Raw genomic sequence first — 18,198 nt, 5'->3', positions numbered from 1 at the left:
GGCTCGACAGGGCTTTCTGATGGCAGTGGCCGTGCAGCTTGATGAGACGTTTTTCGTACGTAAACTGATCGGACTTGATATTTTTCTTATCAAGTTCCTGCGATAAAAATTCATCGAAAATAAACGCCCGACTGGCTACTTCCTCGGCCTGAGCTTTCAATTCGGCGGGTACCAGTTCCAGATACTCATCCCGCAGGGTAAGAATCGCCGAAGGTTCCAGTCCAATAATGGGTGCTCCGTCCTTGATGACTTCGGCCAGCAGCGTTACGTTTTTAATCGCAATTTTCCGGGCTTCTTTCACCATCCCTTTCGAGAGGTACGTCCGTCCAGATTCCACGTGGTACGGAATCTCGATTTTATAGCCTAATCCGCTCAGCAGTAGAATGGCTTTCTTGCCTACTTCTACGTCATTGTAGTTGGTAAACTCATCGCAGAAGAACAGAATACGCTTGAACTTCACCCGGCCCGTCGTATTGAGTCGGAATTCGTGTTCGGCAAACCATTGCCGCAGCGTTTGAGCCGCGATGGTCGGCATGGAACGATCCGTAGCAAAGCCCATCACTTTCTTAATCGCCAGCGAGGGAAGTTTACTTTGCATGGCCCAGTTGTACAGGCGTGGCATCCGACTACCCATACGCGAGAGAGCCGTAAAGTTCCCCACCATCTTCGAGCGGAACGGTATGCCGTGGGCATCGTAGTAATGCTGGAGGAATTCGGCTTTCAGCTTGGAAACATCTACGCTACTCGGGCATTCGGATTTACAGCCCTTGCAACTCAGACACAAGTCCATCACATCCTTGATTTCCGGATGATCGAAGGGGTTTTTCTTCGTTGAATTCGTCAGAAATTCCCGTAATACGTTAGCCCGGCCCCGGGTCGTATCGCGTTCGCTGCGGGTAGCCATGAAGCTGGGGCACATCGTGCCGCCCGAGAGCTCGGTTTTGCGGCAATCGCCCGAACCCGAACATTTTTCCGTCAGCCGTAGAATATTTTCCTGAGCACTGAAATCGAAGTAGGTATTGATTTTGCGAACGGGCTTATCGGCTTCGTACCGCAGAAACTGATTCATGGGCGGCGTATCGACGATTTTTCCCGCGTTCAGTACCCCCATCGGATCGAAGAGGTGTTTGATCTGGCGGAAAAGGTCGTAAACTTCTTCCCCCATCATTTGCGGAATAAACTCGCCGCGTAAGCGTCCATCACCGTGTTCTCCCGAAAGCGAACCCCGGTATTTCTTCACTAGTTCGACGGTTTCGGCTAGTACTTGTCGGAATAAGGCCTGCCCTTCTGACGTTTTCAGGTTGATCATCGGCTCCACGTGCAGCTCCCCCGCTCCGGCGTGGGCGTAGTAGCTGGCGTGAAGGTTATGCCGCCGCAGCAGGGCTTCGAGTTCAGCGATGTACTCGGGGAGTTCCTCCGGAGCTACGGCACAATCTTCAATCAAATTCACGGGTTGGATATCGCCGGGTAAATTCCGAATTAGTCCTAATCCACCTTTTCGTACATCCCAGACCTGCTTGGTTTTTTCTCCGTAGATGACAGGTACCGCGTAGCCTAGCCCCCGGTTTTGCAGATCGCTTACGAACTGATCGACTTGCTGCTGAAGGGATTGCGGCGTTTCGGCCATGAACTCTACCATCAGAATGGCCGCGGGATCGCCTTCAATGAAAAAGCGATTTTTACTCTGTTCGGGATTGTCTTTGGTAAAATCCAGGATGTACCGATCCACCAGTTCCGACGCCATGGGTTGGTGTTGGAGAGCCACCAAGTTCGCCTGAAGGGATTCCTGAATGGACGTACAATGCACGCAGGCCACCGCTACTTCCGAGGGAGGTAAGGGTAGAAGGTTGATTTTAAGTTCGGTTGCTAACGCTAGTGTGCCTTCTGAACCAGCCAGTAAGGCACAAAGGTTAAAGTCGATGGCTCCACTCGTGAACGGTTCCTGCTCTAACAGGGCATCCAAGGCATAGCCGGTATTACGACGGGTGAGCGAACGTTTGGGAAAACGCTCGGCAATGTTTTGCTGATGCTGAGGGTTGGATAAGATTTCGTGAATACCCCGGTAAATATCCGATTCCAGCGACGTTTCGGTAGCTTCCCGTTTCAGATCATACCGCCAGGGCGTCAAGGCTTTGAATTCCGTTTCCGATCCATCCGATAGTAGTACTTTAGCCGCCAGCAAGTGATCACGGGTATTGCCCCAGACGATACTGTGCAAACCGCAGGAATTATTTCCCACCATGCCCCCAATCATCGCCCGGTTGGCCGTAGAGGTTTCCGGTCCGAACATCAGACCGTACGGAGCCAGTGCTTTATTTAGGTCATCCCGAATGACCCCGGGCTGTACGCGAGCCCAGCGTTCTTCGGTATTGATTTCCAGAATTTCCGTGAAGTACTTCGATAAATCCACGACAATCCCCGAACCCACGACCTGCCCCGCCAGCGAAGTACCCGCCGTACGCGGAATCAGTGTCGTTCCGTGGTTGCGGGCGAACGTCAGCAGGTTTTTTAAATCGGTAACGGATTTGGGAATGGCGACGGCCAGTGGTTTTTCCCGGTATACGGAGGCGTCAGTGGAATACAGGATTCGCTGGGCTTCGTGTACCGTTGACTTGGTATAATATAATTCCCCTTCAAAAGCTTGTTGTAACGCCCCGAAGCTGGAGGCTTCAATCGTCTCTGACATGGTTACTTCACTTAACTCCACGCCAGTCGGATCGCTCTCGGCGGAAGTGGCTGATAAAATTCATCCGTTTTAGGCAAAGTTACGCGTTGGGATACGAAGGGACTTTGCGAAATTGAAAAAAGTCAAAGGGGTCGTTTAGCCCCGCTCAAGATACTGCCGGACCAGCGTTTCCCATTCGCTTGACAAACTGCCGGTATACGTAGCCGCTCCCGCTCGTCGGTACCAGTAATTGGCATTCCAGGTGTCGCCTTCCTTGCGGTGCAGATAGGCGTGGAGGCGGTCGTAAGCCGGCGTACCCTCGGCGGATTGGGCAATGGTGTGGGCGGCTTCCCAATCCTCTTTCCCGTCGTACCACAGGCCTTCCAGAATAGGGTTTAACGAAGCGGGTGGCGTATCGTCCGTCAGTGAACGTTGAAATTCCTCGAATGTCATAAAGTATCTTAGATTTGTCGGCGTATGGCTGCAAGTTGGCTGCAAACCTACGCAAATACGGATTTTTTGTACGACAATAAACGATTTATGAAGATACAGACCGTTTCTGACTTTTCAGCGACTATCCAGGCTCTGATTATTCCGGTACAGCTCGACACGCTGGAACCCACGCTCGCCGTTCTGACGGAGCAAACCGCCGTACCACTGGCTATTCTTCAAGCCGAAGTAACGGGCAAAAAGGGAGAGATCCAGACGTTCTTTACGACTACGGGCCTTCGCATTTACGTATTGGGCCTGGGTACGAATCCAGGTTCAGGCGAGATCATTAAAGCGTTTCGCTCGCTGGTATTTAAAAACAAAGACAAATTACCCGAGACTCTGGGCGTGGATTTGAGTACGCTTCCCGCCGCCTGGGCGGAGTTTGTCGTCAACGGCATCTGGCTGGCCAGTTACAATTTCGGCCTGTATAAAACCGACGAAGTGAAACCAGCACCGCTATTTGCGGGAACCCTTGAATTGCGGCATTCGGAAGACCTTTTGGATTTTATTCAGAAAGGTGAAATCCTGGCAAAGACGCAGCTACGGGTATTTCCCTTGCTCAATGCTCCGGCGAATTTTAAAACGCCCCAAACCCTGGCGAGCTGGGCCATGCACTCGGGTGATGCTCATGGTTTCAAAGTACGGGTATACGATGCGGGCGAATGTCAGTCACTGGGCCTGATGGCACTGCTGGCCGTAGGGCAGGGAAGTCGGAATGAGCCGGAATTCATTGTCATGGAATATGAAGGGGCCGGAGCCAGTCAAACCGTTGCTCTGGTGGGTAAAGGCGTCACCTTCGATACGGGCGGTATTTCCATCAAGCCCTCCGAAAATATGCACCTGATGAAATCGGACATGGGCGGAGCGGCGGCCGTGTTGGGTACGATGGAAGCCGTTGCCCGCCTGAAACTACCCGTGCGGCTGATCGGTATTGTGCCCACTACCGAAAACAGCGTGGATGGCGAAAGCATGAAACCCGGCGATGTGATTACCTCCTACGCCGGAAAGACGATCGAAGTAACCGATACCGACGCCGAGGGTCGTCTGATTTTGGCGGACGGTCTGGCCTACGCCATTAAAAACTTTAGTCCGGACGTAGTCATTGATTTGGCTACGCTAACGGGCAGTATTATTCGTACGCTGGGTTATCACGCCGCGGGGATGTTTACCGAAAATAACTCCCTGGGTAAACAGCTCAAGCGGGCGGGCGAGCATACGGGCGAGCGACTCTGGCGGTTACCGATGTGGGAAGCGTACGCCGATCACCTGAAATCCGATGTAGCGGACATCCGTAATTTCTCGGGTTTGCCGCATTCGCAGGCCATTGCTGCCGCCAAATTCCTGGAAGTATTCACCAATGATCACCCGGCCTGGGTTCACCTCGATATTGCCGGTACGGCGTATGGCGATACGGACTTTGCCCCACAGCGGGCGGGTACGGCCTATGGCGTGCGACTACTGGTTGAATTTTTGGAGCAACTGGTTAGCGAGGAGGCGTCGGCTACCCTATGAGAGTGATCATTACAGGATTACTATTTTTTTGGGGAAGTACGGCCTGGGCTCAGGTGCAAACCGATTCCTTGGCCAAGAGCCGTATTCCGTATATCGTTCAGTTTTATGCCAGCGTATCACCAGACGTCAGACCATACACCCCCTACATTTTTCAAAGCCTGGGCGATTCAACGTTGAATTTAAAAAGACGCAGGTCGTCTGAGGTACTGATTCGAATGCCCGTCGAGCAGCTTGAGTTCGTACGCATCCGTCGAAAAGGGAAAGTGGGCCGGGGCATTGTACTCGGAATGTTAACAGGCGTAGCCACCGGAGTCATTTGGGGACAAGTGTTGGGAGACGATAAAAAAGGAGGACTGCTTAGCCTGACGGCTGATACAAAATCGACAGTTCTAGGAACGGCATGCATCATTCCCGGAGCCATTATTGGGGCGATCCTCGGAAGTGGTTCTAAAAAAATAGTACTCAACAAAAGCGTTGAAACCTATCAGGCCCAGCGGGAAACGCTTCGCCAGTACGTGCAGCGAGCCAATACCCTTGAGTAGGTTCCAATGATAAAAGTCAGTCCGTTACACAAATGATCTCATGTAGGAATCAGGCATTTGGTGAGACTTTTGCAGCGAAAGCAGTGCTCACTCGTAACATTGGCTACGTTATGAAGCAATAGATTCCCGGTGTGCTGGTCTCTGTACCGGAAGTTTGGAGCAGTGCTTTCCGCGTAACAAGTGGGAAGACAAAAGCCGTTCTGTTTCAGAGCGGCTTTTGTGTTAATAAAGCCGGAGCTTCGTACAACTGGTAATCGATTTTCCAACCCGACGTATCCGCCAGTTGATTGAGTAAAATCCGAATTTGTCGCTGGGCCACCTGCGGCAATTCCGAAGCGACGGCTTTATTATGAATCACCTGCTTGGCATCCGAAAGAAGCTTCGTATATTCTTCCTTGTTAAAGCGATTAAACATGCCCTGGTCAATGTCGTAGATGTTGTAATCGGAGTCGATACTGAGAATCTCCGGTTCGGGTAGCGATTCAATGATCATCCGGCGTTCGCCATCTTCCCAACGGATCAGCACTTTGCTAAAATCGTACCCGACCAGTACCTTGGCTTTGGTGACAATCAGGGCTTTTTTCGAACCCGCTTTCAGGCCCATAAACAGGTCTTTGCGATCATTATAGTCATGAATTTCGGAGAAATGACCTTCGGCCAGAACGACTTTGAATACCTTCTCAATGCGTTCGAGTAGTACCGTCGATTCCGAGCGGATTTCTTTTTCCCGAACATTCCGAAAGCGGCCGAGTAGGGCCGCTCCGCCAAAACCAGCAGCAGCTCCGAGTAGACCAATGAAGGCAATGGATATAAATTCCATGGGATAGGGTTGGTCAAAATGACTTGAAAAATGATAATGTTCCCTTAACTAAATACAAGGTTCACAAAAAAAATGATAGTACAAAACGCAGGGAAATACAGTTATATAGCGGTGATAATTGACTTATTCCGCGAAATCCCTATTACTATTAAGCGAAACAGCAAGAAAAGAGTAATTTTCGAGGATTTTTTATGCTACTGTACTTCTTAATGCTCTTTACTAATGCCCAACAAACAGCTGGAAGCCCTCGATTATATAGTATTTCTGGTGTACTTTTTGATTGTGGCCGGATATGGTTATTACATCTACAAAAAGAAGCAATCCGCCAACATTTCTACTACTGATTTCTTCCTGGCCGAAGGGTCGCTGACCTGGTGGGCCATCGGTTCTTCGCTCATCGCCTCCAACATCTCAGCCGAACAATTCATCGGAGCATCCGGAGACGGATTTGCCATGGGTCTGGCTATCGCCACCTACGAGTGGATGGCAGCTGCTACGCTGATTGTCGTCGCCGTTTTCTTCATGCCGATTTATTTGAAGAACCGGATTTTCACGATGCCGCAGTTTCTGACGCAACGGTACAACAACACGGTATCCATGATTATGGCCATTTTCTGGCTGTTTTTGTACGTGCTGGTAAACCTGACGTCGATCTTATTCCTGGGTGCTCTGGCCGTATCTACGATCTCGGGTCTGAATTTCACGGCCTGTATGATTGGGCTGGCCGTTTTCGCCGTCATCATCACCATCGGTGGGATGAAGGTAATCGGCTTTACCGACGTAATTCAGGTGTTCTTCCTCATTATGGGTGGTTTGGCTACGACCTACCTGGCGATCAATCTGGTATCGACGGAAAACGGTACGGAAGGCCTTTTTCAGGGTTTTGATCTGATGCTGACGCAATCGGCGGATCACTTCCACATGATCTTCCCGAAAGATCACCCACACTACGCTTCACTGCCGGGCTTAACGGTACTGATTGGCGGGATGTGGATTGTAAACCTGAACTACTGGGGTTGTAATCAATACATTACGCAACGGGCGTTGGGAGCTGATCTGAAGACGGCTCGTGAGGGTATCCTGTTTGCCGCGTTCCTGAAGTTACTGATGCCGATCATCGTAGTACTGCCCGGTATCGCGGCGTATACGCTGTATCAGAAGGGGTTATTCCAGCAGGAAATGCTCGATGCTACGGGTGAAGTCAACAAGGATCACGCGTATCCCGTACTGTTGAATCTCTTACCTACGGGTTTGAAAGGTCTTTCTTTTGCGGCTCTGACGGCGGCCGTAGTAGCCTCGCTGGCCGGTAAAGCCAACTCGATTTCAACGATCTTTACGCTGGATATTTACAAAAAATACATTGCTCCTCAGGCTAGTGAAAAGCAACTGGTAGGCGTAGGTCGCGTAACGATCTGGGTCGCTATGGTTATCGCCATTCTGGTTTCGCCGTACATGGGTATTGATAAGAAAGGGGGCTTCCAGTTTATTCAGGAAATGACGGGGCTGGTTTCTCCGGGCGTATTTGCCGCGTTTATTCTGGGCTTTTTCTGGAAGAAAACGAACTCAGCCGGAGCGTTATTCGCCATTGTGGGCGGGTTCCTGCTTTCGTTGTTCTTTAAGTACTCACTGCCGAATCTGGTAAACCTGGAATTCCTGGCTCCGCTGGGCTTTGCCGTGAAAGGGGCCGACGGCGTGTATACTATTCCGTTCCTGGATACGATGGGCTTCGTGTTCCTGATCTGCGTAGCGGTAATGATTCTGCTGGGTCTGCAAAAACCAAGCAACAAAGGGCTGGAAATCGATTCCAAAATGTTCAAAGTGAATCCAACCTTTGCGGTAGGAGCTGCGATTATTCTACTGCTGGTGGTTATTCTTTACGCCATTTTCTGGTAGATCATAGACTAATCTTTCAAACGTTGCGAACACCCCGGATGGCCTGGGGTGTTCGTGCGTAAAATGAAATTATATACGTCCTGTAAAAACCTAGTTACAATGAAAATCAACTTTTTACCGAAAAATGAGACCAAGTGGCGGTGGATGCTGGGCTTGAGTATGGGTTGCTGGACGGCCCTTTCTGCTCAGACGCCTTTACCACTGACCGACGTATCGGCTTTTAAAAATCCCACCAAAACCTGGAGCATTGTCGGAGGCGTAACGGGGTCACCCAAGGACGCGGCTCTGAAAGGTCAAAAGGGAACGGGCGTACTGCTGGGAACGCCGGGCAAAGGAAGTAGCCAGTCCGATTATCTGGTGACGAATACCGAGCACGGTGATCTGAAACTGAGTTTGGATTTCATGTTACCGCAAGGATCCAACTCAGGCGTATACCTGATGGGCCGCTACGAAGTGCAGTTATACGATAGCTGGGGCGTGCAGAATCCGAAAGCCTCGGATTGCGGGGGCATCTACGAACGCTGGGACGAAAACCGGAAGCCAAATGGCTATGAAGGTCACCCGCCCCGCATGAATGCCGCCAAAGCTCCCGGCCTGTGGCAACACCTGGAAGTGGAGTTCGAGGCTCCGAAGTTTGATGGCTCCGGCAAGAAAATCGCGAATGCCCGCTTTGTTAAGGTAGAACTGAATGGTACCATTGTTCACCAGAATCTGGAAGTATTCGGACCCACGCGGGCCGCTTTGTTTACGGATGAAAAAGCTCGTGGACCGCTGGCCTTCCAGGGCGATCATGGTCCGGTAGCTCTGCGAAATATTTCGATGGAGTTACTCGATAAGGCCCCCGTCATAGTGGGTCCGGTTCAGTATACATTCTATACGGGTAAATTCAATAGCATTCCCAAGCTGGATACGATGAAAGCGAAACCCGTACGGACGGGTACCGCCGAAAAGCTCAGCAGTGTACTGGCCGACGGAAGATCCGATTTTCTCATTGTATTCAACGGAACGATACAGGCTCCCGAAGCGGATAGTTACCAGTTTATTCTGCAATGGATGGAACTGGGGCAACTCATCATCGATGGCCGTACCGTGTTCGAGGGCGAACTGTCCTTCGACAAGCCCCGTACCATCGATGTACCGCTGACCGCCGGAGAGCATAAATTCACCCTACTGCACAGCAAAAATAAACCCTGGCTGCCTAAAGTACTGGGGCTGTATGTGCAACGGAAAGGATCTCATTTACAGGAATTACACGGCTTTGGTTCCGTACCCGATACGGACCCCGTACCCGTCATTACGGTACACCCCCGCGATCAGGTCGAGCAGGTGCGTTCATTTGTGTACATGCCGGGTTACAACGAAGGCGACGGTCACAAGAAACTTCGCGTGTTACATTTAGGGGATCCCTCGGGCGTTCACTATAGCTACGATCTCGATCAGGCCACGGTACTGATGAGCTGGCGGGGTGCGTTTATCAACATGAGCGACGCCTGGCACGAACGCGGCGAAGCCCAGACGGCTAGTCCGCTGGGATCACCCGTACTGGCCCTGTGGGGAACAAGTCCGCTGGGAATGGCGGGCAGTACCACGCCCGATTCGACGGCGGGGCTGGTTTACAAAGGCTATCGCCTCGACGAAGTGGGCCATCCGACCTTCCGCTACCAGCTGGCGGGTGGAGAATTTACGGACTTCATTCGTCCTTACGAAAATGGACGGGGCCTGAGCCGCACCGTTTCGCTCAATGGTGGCTCGAACCTGGCCTACCGACTGGCGAAGGGAAAAACGATTACCGCCCTCAGCAAAGGCCTGTACCTGATTGATGGTGACTACTACGTTCAAACGGGAGCGAAAGCTCAGGTAGTATCGAACAACGGCGGGCAGGAATTACGCGTGTCGGGCAGTCCGTCCGTGCAATACGAATTGATTTGGTAAGACATCGGACCCCGACAAAAGGATCATTAGTAATCGTTTACGCATTCCTATGAAAAAGATATTCTGCTCCCTAGCCATAGCTTCGTTACTCGCGGTAAACGCTTCGTTTGCCCAGAAACCCTTAACTGAGAACGATTTCTACCAGTTGCGTACGTTGCCCCTGCCCGAAGATGCCATTCTGGAAGTGGGGGGGATGACCATCCTGCCCGACGGCCGCATGGCCGTAGCCACCCGGCGGGGCGAAATCTGGATGATCGAGAATCCGTACCAGAAAGACGGAACGCAACCCTACTACAAACGCTTTGCTCAGGGGCTGCACGAGCCCCTGGGACTGACCTATCGCAACGGTTCCTTCTATACCTCGAACCGCGGTGAACTCACGAAAATTACGGACGAAGACGGCGATGGCCGGGCCGACGTTTACGAAGCCGTAACGTCGTTGCCCATCGTAGGAAACTACCACGAGTATAGCTACGGCCCCATGTTCGATGCGGACGGTAATATGCTCGTTACGCTGAACGTGGGCTGGGTGGGGTACGGAGCCAGTCTGACCAAGTGGCGGGGCTGGCTGGTCAAGATTTCACCCGAGGGTAAAATCGAGCCGATTTCAGCGGGTCTTCGCTCGCCTTCGAGTTACCTGATCAACTCTTCCGGTGATCTGTTTTATTCGGAAAACCAGGGGGACTGGGTTGCTTCGGGAAAAGTTTCGCAATTGAAAAAAGGCAGTTTTAACGGCCACGGCGAAAGTTTGAAATGGACGTCTGATCCGGCCTCTCCGCTGAAACTCACGAAAGACCAGCTTCCCGATACGGGCGAGCCAGTAGCAACGGCGGGCGAGAAAATCCCGCATTATCAGTACCCGGCTTGCTGGTTTCCCCACGTATTGATGGGTATTTCGACCGCAGGTATGGTCGAAGACGTCAACGGCTATTTGGGACCGCATTTCAAAGGGCAGTACTTCGTGGGCGACCAGGGGCACTCGAAAGTGATGCGGATGCAACTCGAAAAAGTCAATGGTGAGTACCAGGGAGCCTGTTTCCCCTTCCGTGAAGGCTGGGCTTCGGGTCTGCTGCGGTTGGAATGGGGACTGGATGGTTCGCTGGTAGGGGGGATGACGAGCCGGGGCTGGTCTTCCACCGGAAAGGCTCCGTACGCCATTCAGCGACTGGTATGGTCGGGCAAAACGCCCTTCGAAATGCAGGAGATTCACTCCAAACCCGATGGGTTCGAGATTGTATTTACGAAACCCGTAGATAAAGAAACGGCCGCTAATCCGGCCAACTACAAGGTGGCCAGCTTTACCTACAAGTATCACCATCAGTACGGCAGTCCGATCATTAATACCGAAGAAAGTGGGATTAAAGGCATTGTCGTATCGGCGGATGGTCGCAAGGCCCGACTGGTACTGGACGGTGGTTTCCGCAAGCACTACATCTACGAAATCAAGCCCGAAGGCGTGAAGTCGGCCGATCAGGAATCGGTACTGCACCCCGTGGGTTACTATACGTTGAATGCCGTCGCTCCGGGCGATCAGGTGGCTGCCTCGCAGTTTACCCCTTTTAAAGCCACGGCTGCTCCGATGAACCATGAGCACGGAGCCATGCAGGCCAGTACGGGTAAAACGGCTTCGACTGGAAAAGCGACTTCGAAAAAACGCGTCACGGAAATGCCCGCCGACTGGGCCGCTCCCGATCAGGTACTGACGATCGGTACGAAACCCGGACTGAAATTTGACGTGACGGAATTGCAGGTAAAAGCGGGTTCGAAGGTGAAACTCGTCTTCAACAACAACGACGACATGACGCACAACTGCGTCATCGTCGCTCCGGGTTCGGTAGACGAGGTAGGGCAGAAGGCCATCGGTTTAGGCCTGAAAGGTCCTGACATGCAGTACGTACCCAACTCCCCTAAAGTGCTTTTCCACACGAATCTGTTACAACCGGAAAGCTCCGAGAGTCTGTACTTTACGGCTCCCACGCAGCCCGGTACGTATACCTACGTGTGTACGTATCCCGGCCACCACACGCTGATGCAGGGGAAACTAGTGGTCGTGAAGTAGCCATACAATAGAGTACTACCCATAAAAAGGAGCTTCGGATAGAGGCTCCTTTTTGTATAAATAGGGTAGGGAGTTAGCAGGATTGGAAAATCTACGTACCTTTTCAACGTACTGATTCGTATGGCTCCTCGTCAAACCTTAGCCCCATGAAACTTTTCTACGTTGCTCTGTCTTTAAGTTTGGGTGCAGCTGTTTTTTCCTGTACCTCTTCATCCACCAAAGAATTAAATCCCGTGGCCAATCAAGACGCTTATCCTAAACCACCCATCGCCCCCAAGAAACCCCAAACGTTTACCGAACACGGGTATGAGCGGGTCGATGATTTTTTCTGGCTAAAGGACAAGAAAAATCCAGAAGTGATTCAGTACCTGAAAGCCGAAAACGCCTACGCCGATACGGTGATGGCACCCACTAAGCCTTTTCAGGAAAAATTATACAAGGAAATGCGGAGCCGCATCAAGGAAGATGATCAGTCGGTTCCTGTATTCATTAACGGGTATTACTACTACTCCCGCACCGAGACGGGCAAACAGTACGCCATCAATTGCCGGAAGAAAGGCAGTTTGTCGGCACCTGAGGAAGTGACGCTCGACGGGAATGAACTAGCGGAAGGACATGAAGCCTTCATTCTGGCGGGAATTCAGATGAGCGAAGACCAGAACCTGCTGGCTTTTCAGAGTAATACCACGGGTTCCTACGCCGAGTTTACGCTCAAAATCAAAGACCTCCGCACGGGCCAGATCCTACCGGATGAAATCGAAGATATCAGTGGTTTTGTGTGGGGTACGGATAACAAAACCATCTATTACCTCACCTACGACGAAGCCCTGCGGCCCTACCGGCTGTACCGGCATACGCTGGGTTCCAAAACCAAAGATGTGCTGTTGTACGAAGAGAAAGATGCCCTCTTTACGCTGGGTGTAGGCCGGTCGAAGTCGAAGGAATTCATTATCCTTTCCTCGGGCAGTTATACGACTTCGGAGGTACAACTGTTGCCGACCAGTCAGCCCGAAGGCAAGTTTGAAGTATTCATGCCGCGTCAGAAAGACGTGATGTACGGCGTCGATGTCCATCCCCAGCACTTTTATCTGACGTACAAGGACAAGCAGAATCTCAACCAGAAAATTTACGAATTGCCCCGTAAGGACTATACGGATCGGAAAAACTGGAAGGAAATCGTACCGCACGATCCCAAAGTGAAAATTGAGGATACGGATGTGTACGAAAATTATCTGGTCATTGAAGTACGCAACGAAGGCTTGCTGGAAATGCGAATTCGGGAGTTGACTTCTGGTGCAACGAAATCCATTCAGTTTCCGGAGCCCGTGTATTCGGCCTTTTCGATGGGCTTGCCCGACTTCAAATCAACTAAAATCCGTTACGGGTATACCTCGCTCAATCGCCCCATGAGTACGTTTGAGTACGACATGACTACTGGAGCTACGACGAAACTCAAGGAAAAGGAAGTACCCGGTGGTTTCGATGCGGAGGCCTATGAAGTGAAACGTCTCTGGGCCACGGCTCCCGATGGCGTGAAGGTGCCCATGGCCGTCGTCCACAAAAAAGGACTGCAGCTGGACGGCAAAAATCCAGTATTGATGACGGGCTACGGCTCGTACGGGTACTCTTCGGATGCGTATTTCGATTCCGATGTATTCAGTCTGGTCGATCGGGGATTCGTGTACGCCATTGCTCAGATTCGGGGGGGCAGTGACTTGGGGGAGCAGTGGTACGAGGATGGGAAACTCCAGAAAAAGATGAATTCCTTCACGGACTTCATCGCCTGTGCCGAGTACCTGATCCGGGAAAAATATACGGCTTCTGACCGCTTTGCCATTCAGGGCGGTAGTGCCGGAGGACTTCTGATGGGTGCTGTCGTGAACCTGCGACCCGAGCTGTTCCGCGTGGTGATTGCCGAAGTACCGTTTGTGGATGTCATCAATACCATGCTGGATACCAGCCTGCCGTTAACAACCCAGGAGTACGAGCAGTGGGGCAACCCAACTGTCAAAGCGGATTACGATTATATCCGCCAGTATTCGCCTTACGATAACCTGAAAGCTCAGGCTTACCCGAATATTCTGGCTACGGGCGGATTGAACGATTCACAGGTGGGTTTCCACGAACCCGCCAAGTGGGTTGCCAAGCTGCGTACCCTCAAAACGGACCAGAACCTGACGCTACTGAAAATCAATATGGGCTCCGGTCACGGCGGGGCTACCGGACGATTTGATTACCTCAAGGAAGTAGCGTTTCAGTACGCTTTTATCCTGGATCGGATCGGCTGGCCTTTGCAATAATTAGGATCTTGAGTTTAGCAGGAGAGCAACGTTTCTGACGTATCTTTCCTGCTAAACTGCTCGAATCCGTACCGCCTAAACATCCCACCATGAAGTACCTGAAACAACTCGGAGCGAGCCTGCTCCTGCTGCTTTCTTCCCACGCGTTCAGTCAGAAAACAACGCCTTCATTACTGTATGAGGTATCCGGGAAGGGGCTAACCAAACCCTCGTACCTCTACGGGACCTTTCACTTATTATGTCAGAAAGATTTGCAGATCAGTCCGGTAGCCCTGGAGAAACTCAAGGGAACCGAACAGCTGTACCTTGAAATCGACATGGATGATCCGAAGGAACTCTCGTCGATGATGAGTAGCATGTACCTGAAAGGACAAACGTTGAAAGACCTCGTTTCGGAGGCGGATTACGATTACCTCAATCAGTTTTTCAAAGATTCTCTGAAAACGAATCTGGAAAGCATGAAGCAAATGAAGCCCTTCGTACTGATGAGTATGATCTATCCGAAAATGCTGGGCTGTACGCCCGGATCGCCGGAGATGGTCTTCATGCAGAAAGCAACGACGGATAAAAAGCCGGTGTTAGGTCTGGAAAAAGCGGCTGATCAATTTGCGGTTATTGACAAGCCCGGCCCTAAAAAGGGTGCCCAGCAGCTGGTTAAATACGTTCGGGAGTACGGTCAGTCGCAGGAAGAATTTAACGCCATGCTGGAGTTATACCGCAAGCAGGACATCGAAGCTCTCTACGAAGCCAGTGAAAAAGACCCCGATTTTAAAGATCAGCTACAGGATCTACTCTGGCAGCGAAACAGTAACTGGATTCCCGTGATTACGAAGTCCATTCACGAAAAGCCCAGTTTCATTGCTGTAGGTGCGGCTCACCTGGGTGGACCGAAAGGCGTATTGGCTTTGCTTAAAGAGCAGGGCTATACGGTAAAAAGCGTGGATACTCGTGCGAACTAAGTGAGATAATTATTGCCGGGACGTACGGAACAAATCCGTACGATCCGGTGCTTCAATCCGGAAATCGGGCATTCGCAGGATGGATTCGCCGCTCCCTTCAATTCGCAGGGGCGAGCGATTGCCGGGAATATTGGGATAATACCCCATTCGAATCTGAAAGGTATTAAAGTTGAGGTTTTCGTTTCGGAAGCGGAAGCCGATGCCGTAGCCCTGGTACGTATTGGCAAACAGATTTTTGTTGGAAAAGGAAAGAAAGCCCAGATCCGCCTGTAGGAACATGGCGGTACGGAAACCGAATACCTGAAAAGGGGAAAAGAAGACGCTTTCCAGATTAATAACCAATCGTTTATCACCCCGCAAGAAATTACTGCGAATGCCGCGTAATCCTTCCTGGTTATTGAGTGTCAGGTATTCGTACTGAAATCGGTTAATCCCGCCGGTATACCGTACCGTGATAAAATGGCGGAAATACGATCGCTTCACCGTCATGAGCGGACTAAAGTAATTGCCTTCTAGATTGACCGTTCCCTGCTGAATTTGCCCATCTTCGAGGTAGCCTCCCAAGGAACCCAGCAAATAGATGTAACCCGCCTTTTTGTTTTGCAGGTACGTACCATGAGCCATTCGCAGGGCCGAATACGTACGGATGCCCAAGTCTGATTTTTCCTTACCCCAGGTGAGGGAAGCCAGAAAGCCTATTGGAACGTCTTCCGTCCGGCCAAAGGCGTAGATCAATACATCCCGCTGGTAGTTTCGGTTGGAATAACCAATGCTACCCAGGTATTGCCGCGAACCGGGGAACAAATTCTTGGCTCCGTCGGGTAGATTATCCCGATTGGTATAGCCGTAGCCACTGGTTCGCAGAGCTACAATAAGCCGTGACCGCTGATCCAGCTTCTGGTCTTTAAAACCCAGCCGAAACGCTCGACCGAACCAGGCATCCTGGTAGCCATACTTGACGTGAGCCTTAACCGTTGTATCAGAATTGGGGTCGATGAATACGAATTTGTTTTCAATGTAATACGATACTTCAAAGGCCCCCGCGTACTTGATTTCCGGACGAATGAAATCCTTTTGAATACGGCCCCCAAACTGCTTGCGGTCGCGAAAATAGTCGGCGTAAAACTGCGTAGTCGTGAGTGACCTACCAATGTAGGGCAGGGTATAGCGGGTAAAGAATTCGAAGGATTGGTACGGAGCTTCGCCATTGTAGGCAATACCGGTTTTCCAGGCATGTGCCCGGCCCTGTACGTTTTTCTGTTCCACGGCCAGGTTGAAATTCGTTGGCCCGCCAACCCCGCCGTCGGGTACCAATGACCAGACGTCCTGCGTAATGACGAGTACATCCACTACATTGGGTTCGCCTTTGACGGGAATAACGAAAATCCGGGCGTCGTGAAAAATGGGTGTTTGGCGTAGAATCCGTTCGTTATCCCGCAGTACGTTCGGATTGACTTCATCGCCGACTTTAAAGAACAGTAAGGATTTCTGAATGATATTGGTCCGGGTATCGTGGTGCAGGCGGTTACCCATACGTTCCACCCAGTTGGTGGCTATCCGTGCGGTATCGTAAACGGTAGGGCCGAAAACTTCCAGTTGCTTGATATCGATTTTACGAATCCGTTTCCCGTCGTAGGGTTTGAAGGGGTTGTCTTCAATCTTCGAAACCGCCTGACTTTGAGCGTTGGTATTGTACGGATACTTAAAAAGAAAGTCGTAGATGCTACCCGTCCAGTTTCGCTTTTTCATGGAATACCGAAGCTTGGTAAACCGAATGCTATCCCGCTGGGTGGGCGTTAAGATCTTTGTGGAATCGACTACAGAAGGAACGGGTTTCTGAGCCCGGCACGCAAAGGGAATAGCTACAGTTCCGAGCAGAAACAGAGCAAGTAATCCGATGCGTAATGTAGTGATCAAAGTTTATAAATGTTTTACCATCCAATAGTCTCGCTGGCGGTCAAAGCCAAACAGAAAGTAGTGCCATCCCATCTTTTCAAAACCCATATGTTCGTAGAACTGAATGGCCGATTCATTCTTTTCCCAAACGCCTAAAAACACGGCTTGGTATTTCTCCTGACGAGCTTGTTCCAGACAGGCGTCAAGTAGCTGCTTGCCGATGCCCTGTCCTTTGTACTGATCATACACGTAGATTCGCTGTAATTCTACAGCCTTGTACCCTTTCAGATTCCGGGGCTTTTCGGATTTACGGTTGAGTTTACAGTAACCCACCAGTTCTTCACCCTGAAACGCCAGCCAGAAGGTGTTATGTTTAGTATCCGCCAGTTCGGCCTGTACGCTGAGCTTATGAAAGGCCTGACTAATGTAGGCATCAATGTGTTTGGACTCGTTCTGTTCACCAAAGGCTTCCCGCATGGTCTCACTGGCGAGTTTTGTTAAAACCTTTGTATCTTCTTTCGTGCCCAGTCGGAGCTGAACCGGTACTTTTGCAATATCAATCATAACCAAGCTTAGTTCTGAACCGTAGTACAACGGTTCTATCCAATAAGTTGTTTAGCGTGCGACCAGCAAATGCATAGCGAGCAATCCCTGGGTATGACACAGCTCAAGAAAACACGAAGTATGCTTTCTCTTTCCAAACCATTGATTTTAGGGTCTAATTCACCGCGTCGTCAGCAAATCTTACGGGATGCGGGGTTTTCATTTCAGGTACAGGTGTTGCCCACTGAAGAAGATTTTCCGGAGAATATGCCCAGCCAGGACGTACCCGTTTTTCTGGCTCTCAAAAAGGCAGAAGCCTTTCGTTCCCTTCTGGAGAATAATCTGGTGTTGACGGCGGATACCGTAGTCCGAATCAACGAAAAAATATTAAATAAACCTATAGATGCAGCCGATGCCCGGCGAATGTTACGCCTGCTTTCCGGCCAGACGCACGAAGTAACCACGGGGGTATGCCTGATGAGTGCCGAGCAAACCTGGAGCTTCGCCGATACGGCCCGCGTTCACTTTCGCGAACTGACCGAATGGGAGATCGACTACTACCTGGAAGCCTGCCGTCCTTTCGAC

At 51.0% G+C, this 18,198-nt stretch carries 13 protein-coding genes; 8 read left to right on the top strand and 5 right to left on the bottom strand.

The genetic code is table 11. The features are described from left to right. Both ACOJTG_RS03755 and ACOJTG_RS03750 read right to left on the bottom strand, forming a co-directional pair. A partial coding sequence (locus ACOJTG_RS03755; protein WP_420152586.1) for an FAD-binding and (Fe-S)-binding domain-containing protein occupies nt 1-2,686 on the bottom strand: 2,686 nt, incomplete at its 3' end. 135 nt (nt 2,687-2,821) lie between these two features. Then, a complete protein-coding gene (locus ACOJTG_RS03750; protein ID WP_420152585.1) occupies nt 2,822-3,118 on the bottom strand; it encodes a hypothetical protein in 297 nt (98 codons plus the stop codon). Between the two features lie 24 nt (nt 3,119-3,142). Here ACOJTG_RS03750 and ACOJTG_RS03745 point away from each other — a divergent pair, with 24 nt between their 5' ends. Both ACOJTG_RS03745 and ACOJTG_RS03740 read left to right on the top strand, forming a co-directional pair. After that, nucleotides 3,143-4,669: a leucyl aminopeptidase family protein gene (locus tag ACOJTG_RS03745; RefSeq protein WP_420152584.1), complete on the top strand. Its 1,527-nt coding sequence runs from the start codon at nt 3,143-3,145 to the stop codon at nt 4,667-4,669. After that, a complete protein-coding gene (locus ACOJTG_RS03740) occupies nt 4,666-5,211 on the top strand; it encodes a hypothetical protein (RefSeq protein WP_420152583.1) in 546 nt (181 codons plus the stop codon). The genes ACOJTG_RS03745 and ACOJTG_RS03740 overlap by 4 nt, the downstream gene beginning before the upstream one ends. Before the next feature lie 205 nt (nt 5,212-5,416). Here ACOJTG_RS03740 and ACOJTG_RS03735 read toward each other — a convergent pair whose 3' ends face one another. After that, complete coding sequence (locus tag ACOJTG_RS03735; protein ID WP_420152582.1) at nt 5,417-6,031, bottom strand: DUF4230 domain-containing protein; 615 nt, start codon at nt 6,029-6,031, stop codon at nt 5,417-5,419. 222 nt (nt 6,032-6,253) lie between these two features. On the opposite strand from ACOJTG_RS03735, the gene ACOJTG_RS03730 reads away from it, so the two are divergent. From ACOJTG_RS03730 to ACOJTG_RS03710, 5 genes are all read left to right on the top strand, one after another. Beyond that, nucleotides 6,254-7,924, top strand: a complete 1,671-nt coding sequence (locus ACOJTG_RS03730; protein WP_420152581.1) for a sodium/sugar symporter — start codon at nt 6,254-6,256, stop codon at nt 7,922-7,924. A gap of 99 nt (nt 7,925-8,023) precedes the next feature. Further along, nucleotides 8,024-9,856, top strand: coding sequence for a 3-keto-disaccharide hydrolase (locus ACOJTG_RS03725; protein ID WP_420152580.1), 1,833 nt, complete (start codon nt 8,024-8,026; stop codon nt 9,854-9,856). A 49-nt stretch (nt 9,857-9,905) separates the two neighbouring features. Next, nucleotides 9,906-11,915, top strand: a complete 2,010-nt coding sequence (locus ACOJTG_RS03720) for a plastocyanin/azurin family copper-binding protein (RefSeq protein WP_420152579.1) — start codon at nt 9,906-9,908, stop codon at nt 11,913-11,915. A gap of 146 nt (nt 11,916-12,061) precedes the next feature. After that, the gene (locus tag ACOJTG_RS03715; protein ID WP_420152578.1) at nt 12,062-14,215 is read left to right on the top strand and encodes a S9 family peptidase; all 2,154 of its coding nucleotides are present in this window, start codon (nt 12,062-12,064) and stop codon (nt 14,213-14,215) included. An 89-nt stretch (nt 14,216-14,304) separates the two neighbouring features. Then, nucleotides 14,305-15,174, top strand: coding sequence for a TraB/GumN family protein (locus ACOJTG_RS03710; RefSeq protein ID WP_420152577.1), 870 nt, complete (start codon nt 14,305-14,307; stop codon nt 15,172-15,174). A gap of 9 nt (nt 15,175-15,183) precedes the next feature. Here the strand turns inward: ACOJTG_RS03710 and ACOJTG_RS03705 are convergent, their stop codons facing one another. Together ACOJTG_RS03705 and ACOJTG_RS03700 are read right to left on the bottom strand one after the other, a co-directional pair. Continuing rightward, nucleotides 15,184-17,091, bottom strand: a complete 1,908-nt coding sequence (locus ACOJTG_RS03705) for a hypothetical protein (protein WP_420152576.1) — start codon at nt 17,089-17,091, stop codon at nt 15,184-15,186. Nucleotides 17,092-17,094: 3 nt separating this feature from the next. Beyond that, a complete protein-coding gene (locus ACOJTG_RS03700; protein WP_420152575.1) occupies nt 17,095-17,634 on the bottom strand; it encodes a GNAT family N-acetyltransferase in 540 nt (179 codons plus the stop codon). Between the two features lie 120 nt (nt 17,635-17,754). Between ACOJTG_RS03700 and ACOJTG_RS03695 the strand changes: the two genes are divergently transcribed. After that, the coding region (locus tag ACOJTG_RS03695; RefSeq protein ID WP_420152574.1) for a Maf family protein at nt 17,755-18,198 on the top strand (444 nt) is incomplete at its 3' end.

Source organism: Siphonobacter sp. (assembly GCF_048595215.1).
Taxonomy (GTDB): domain Bacteria; phylum Bacteroidota; class Bacteroidia; order Cytophagales; family Spirosomataceae; genus Siphonobacter.
The sequence above is the reverse complement of the archived record's forward strand: the minus strand, read 5'-3'. Positions and strand labels throughout refer to the sequence as shown.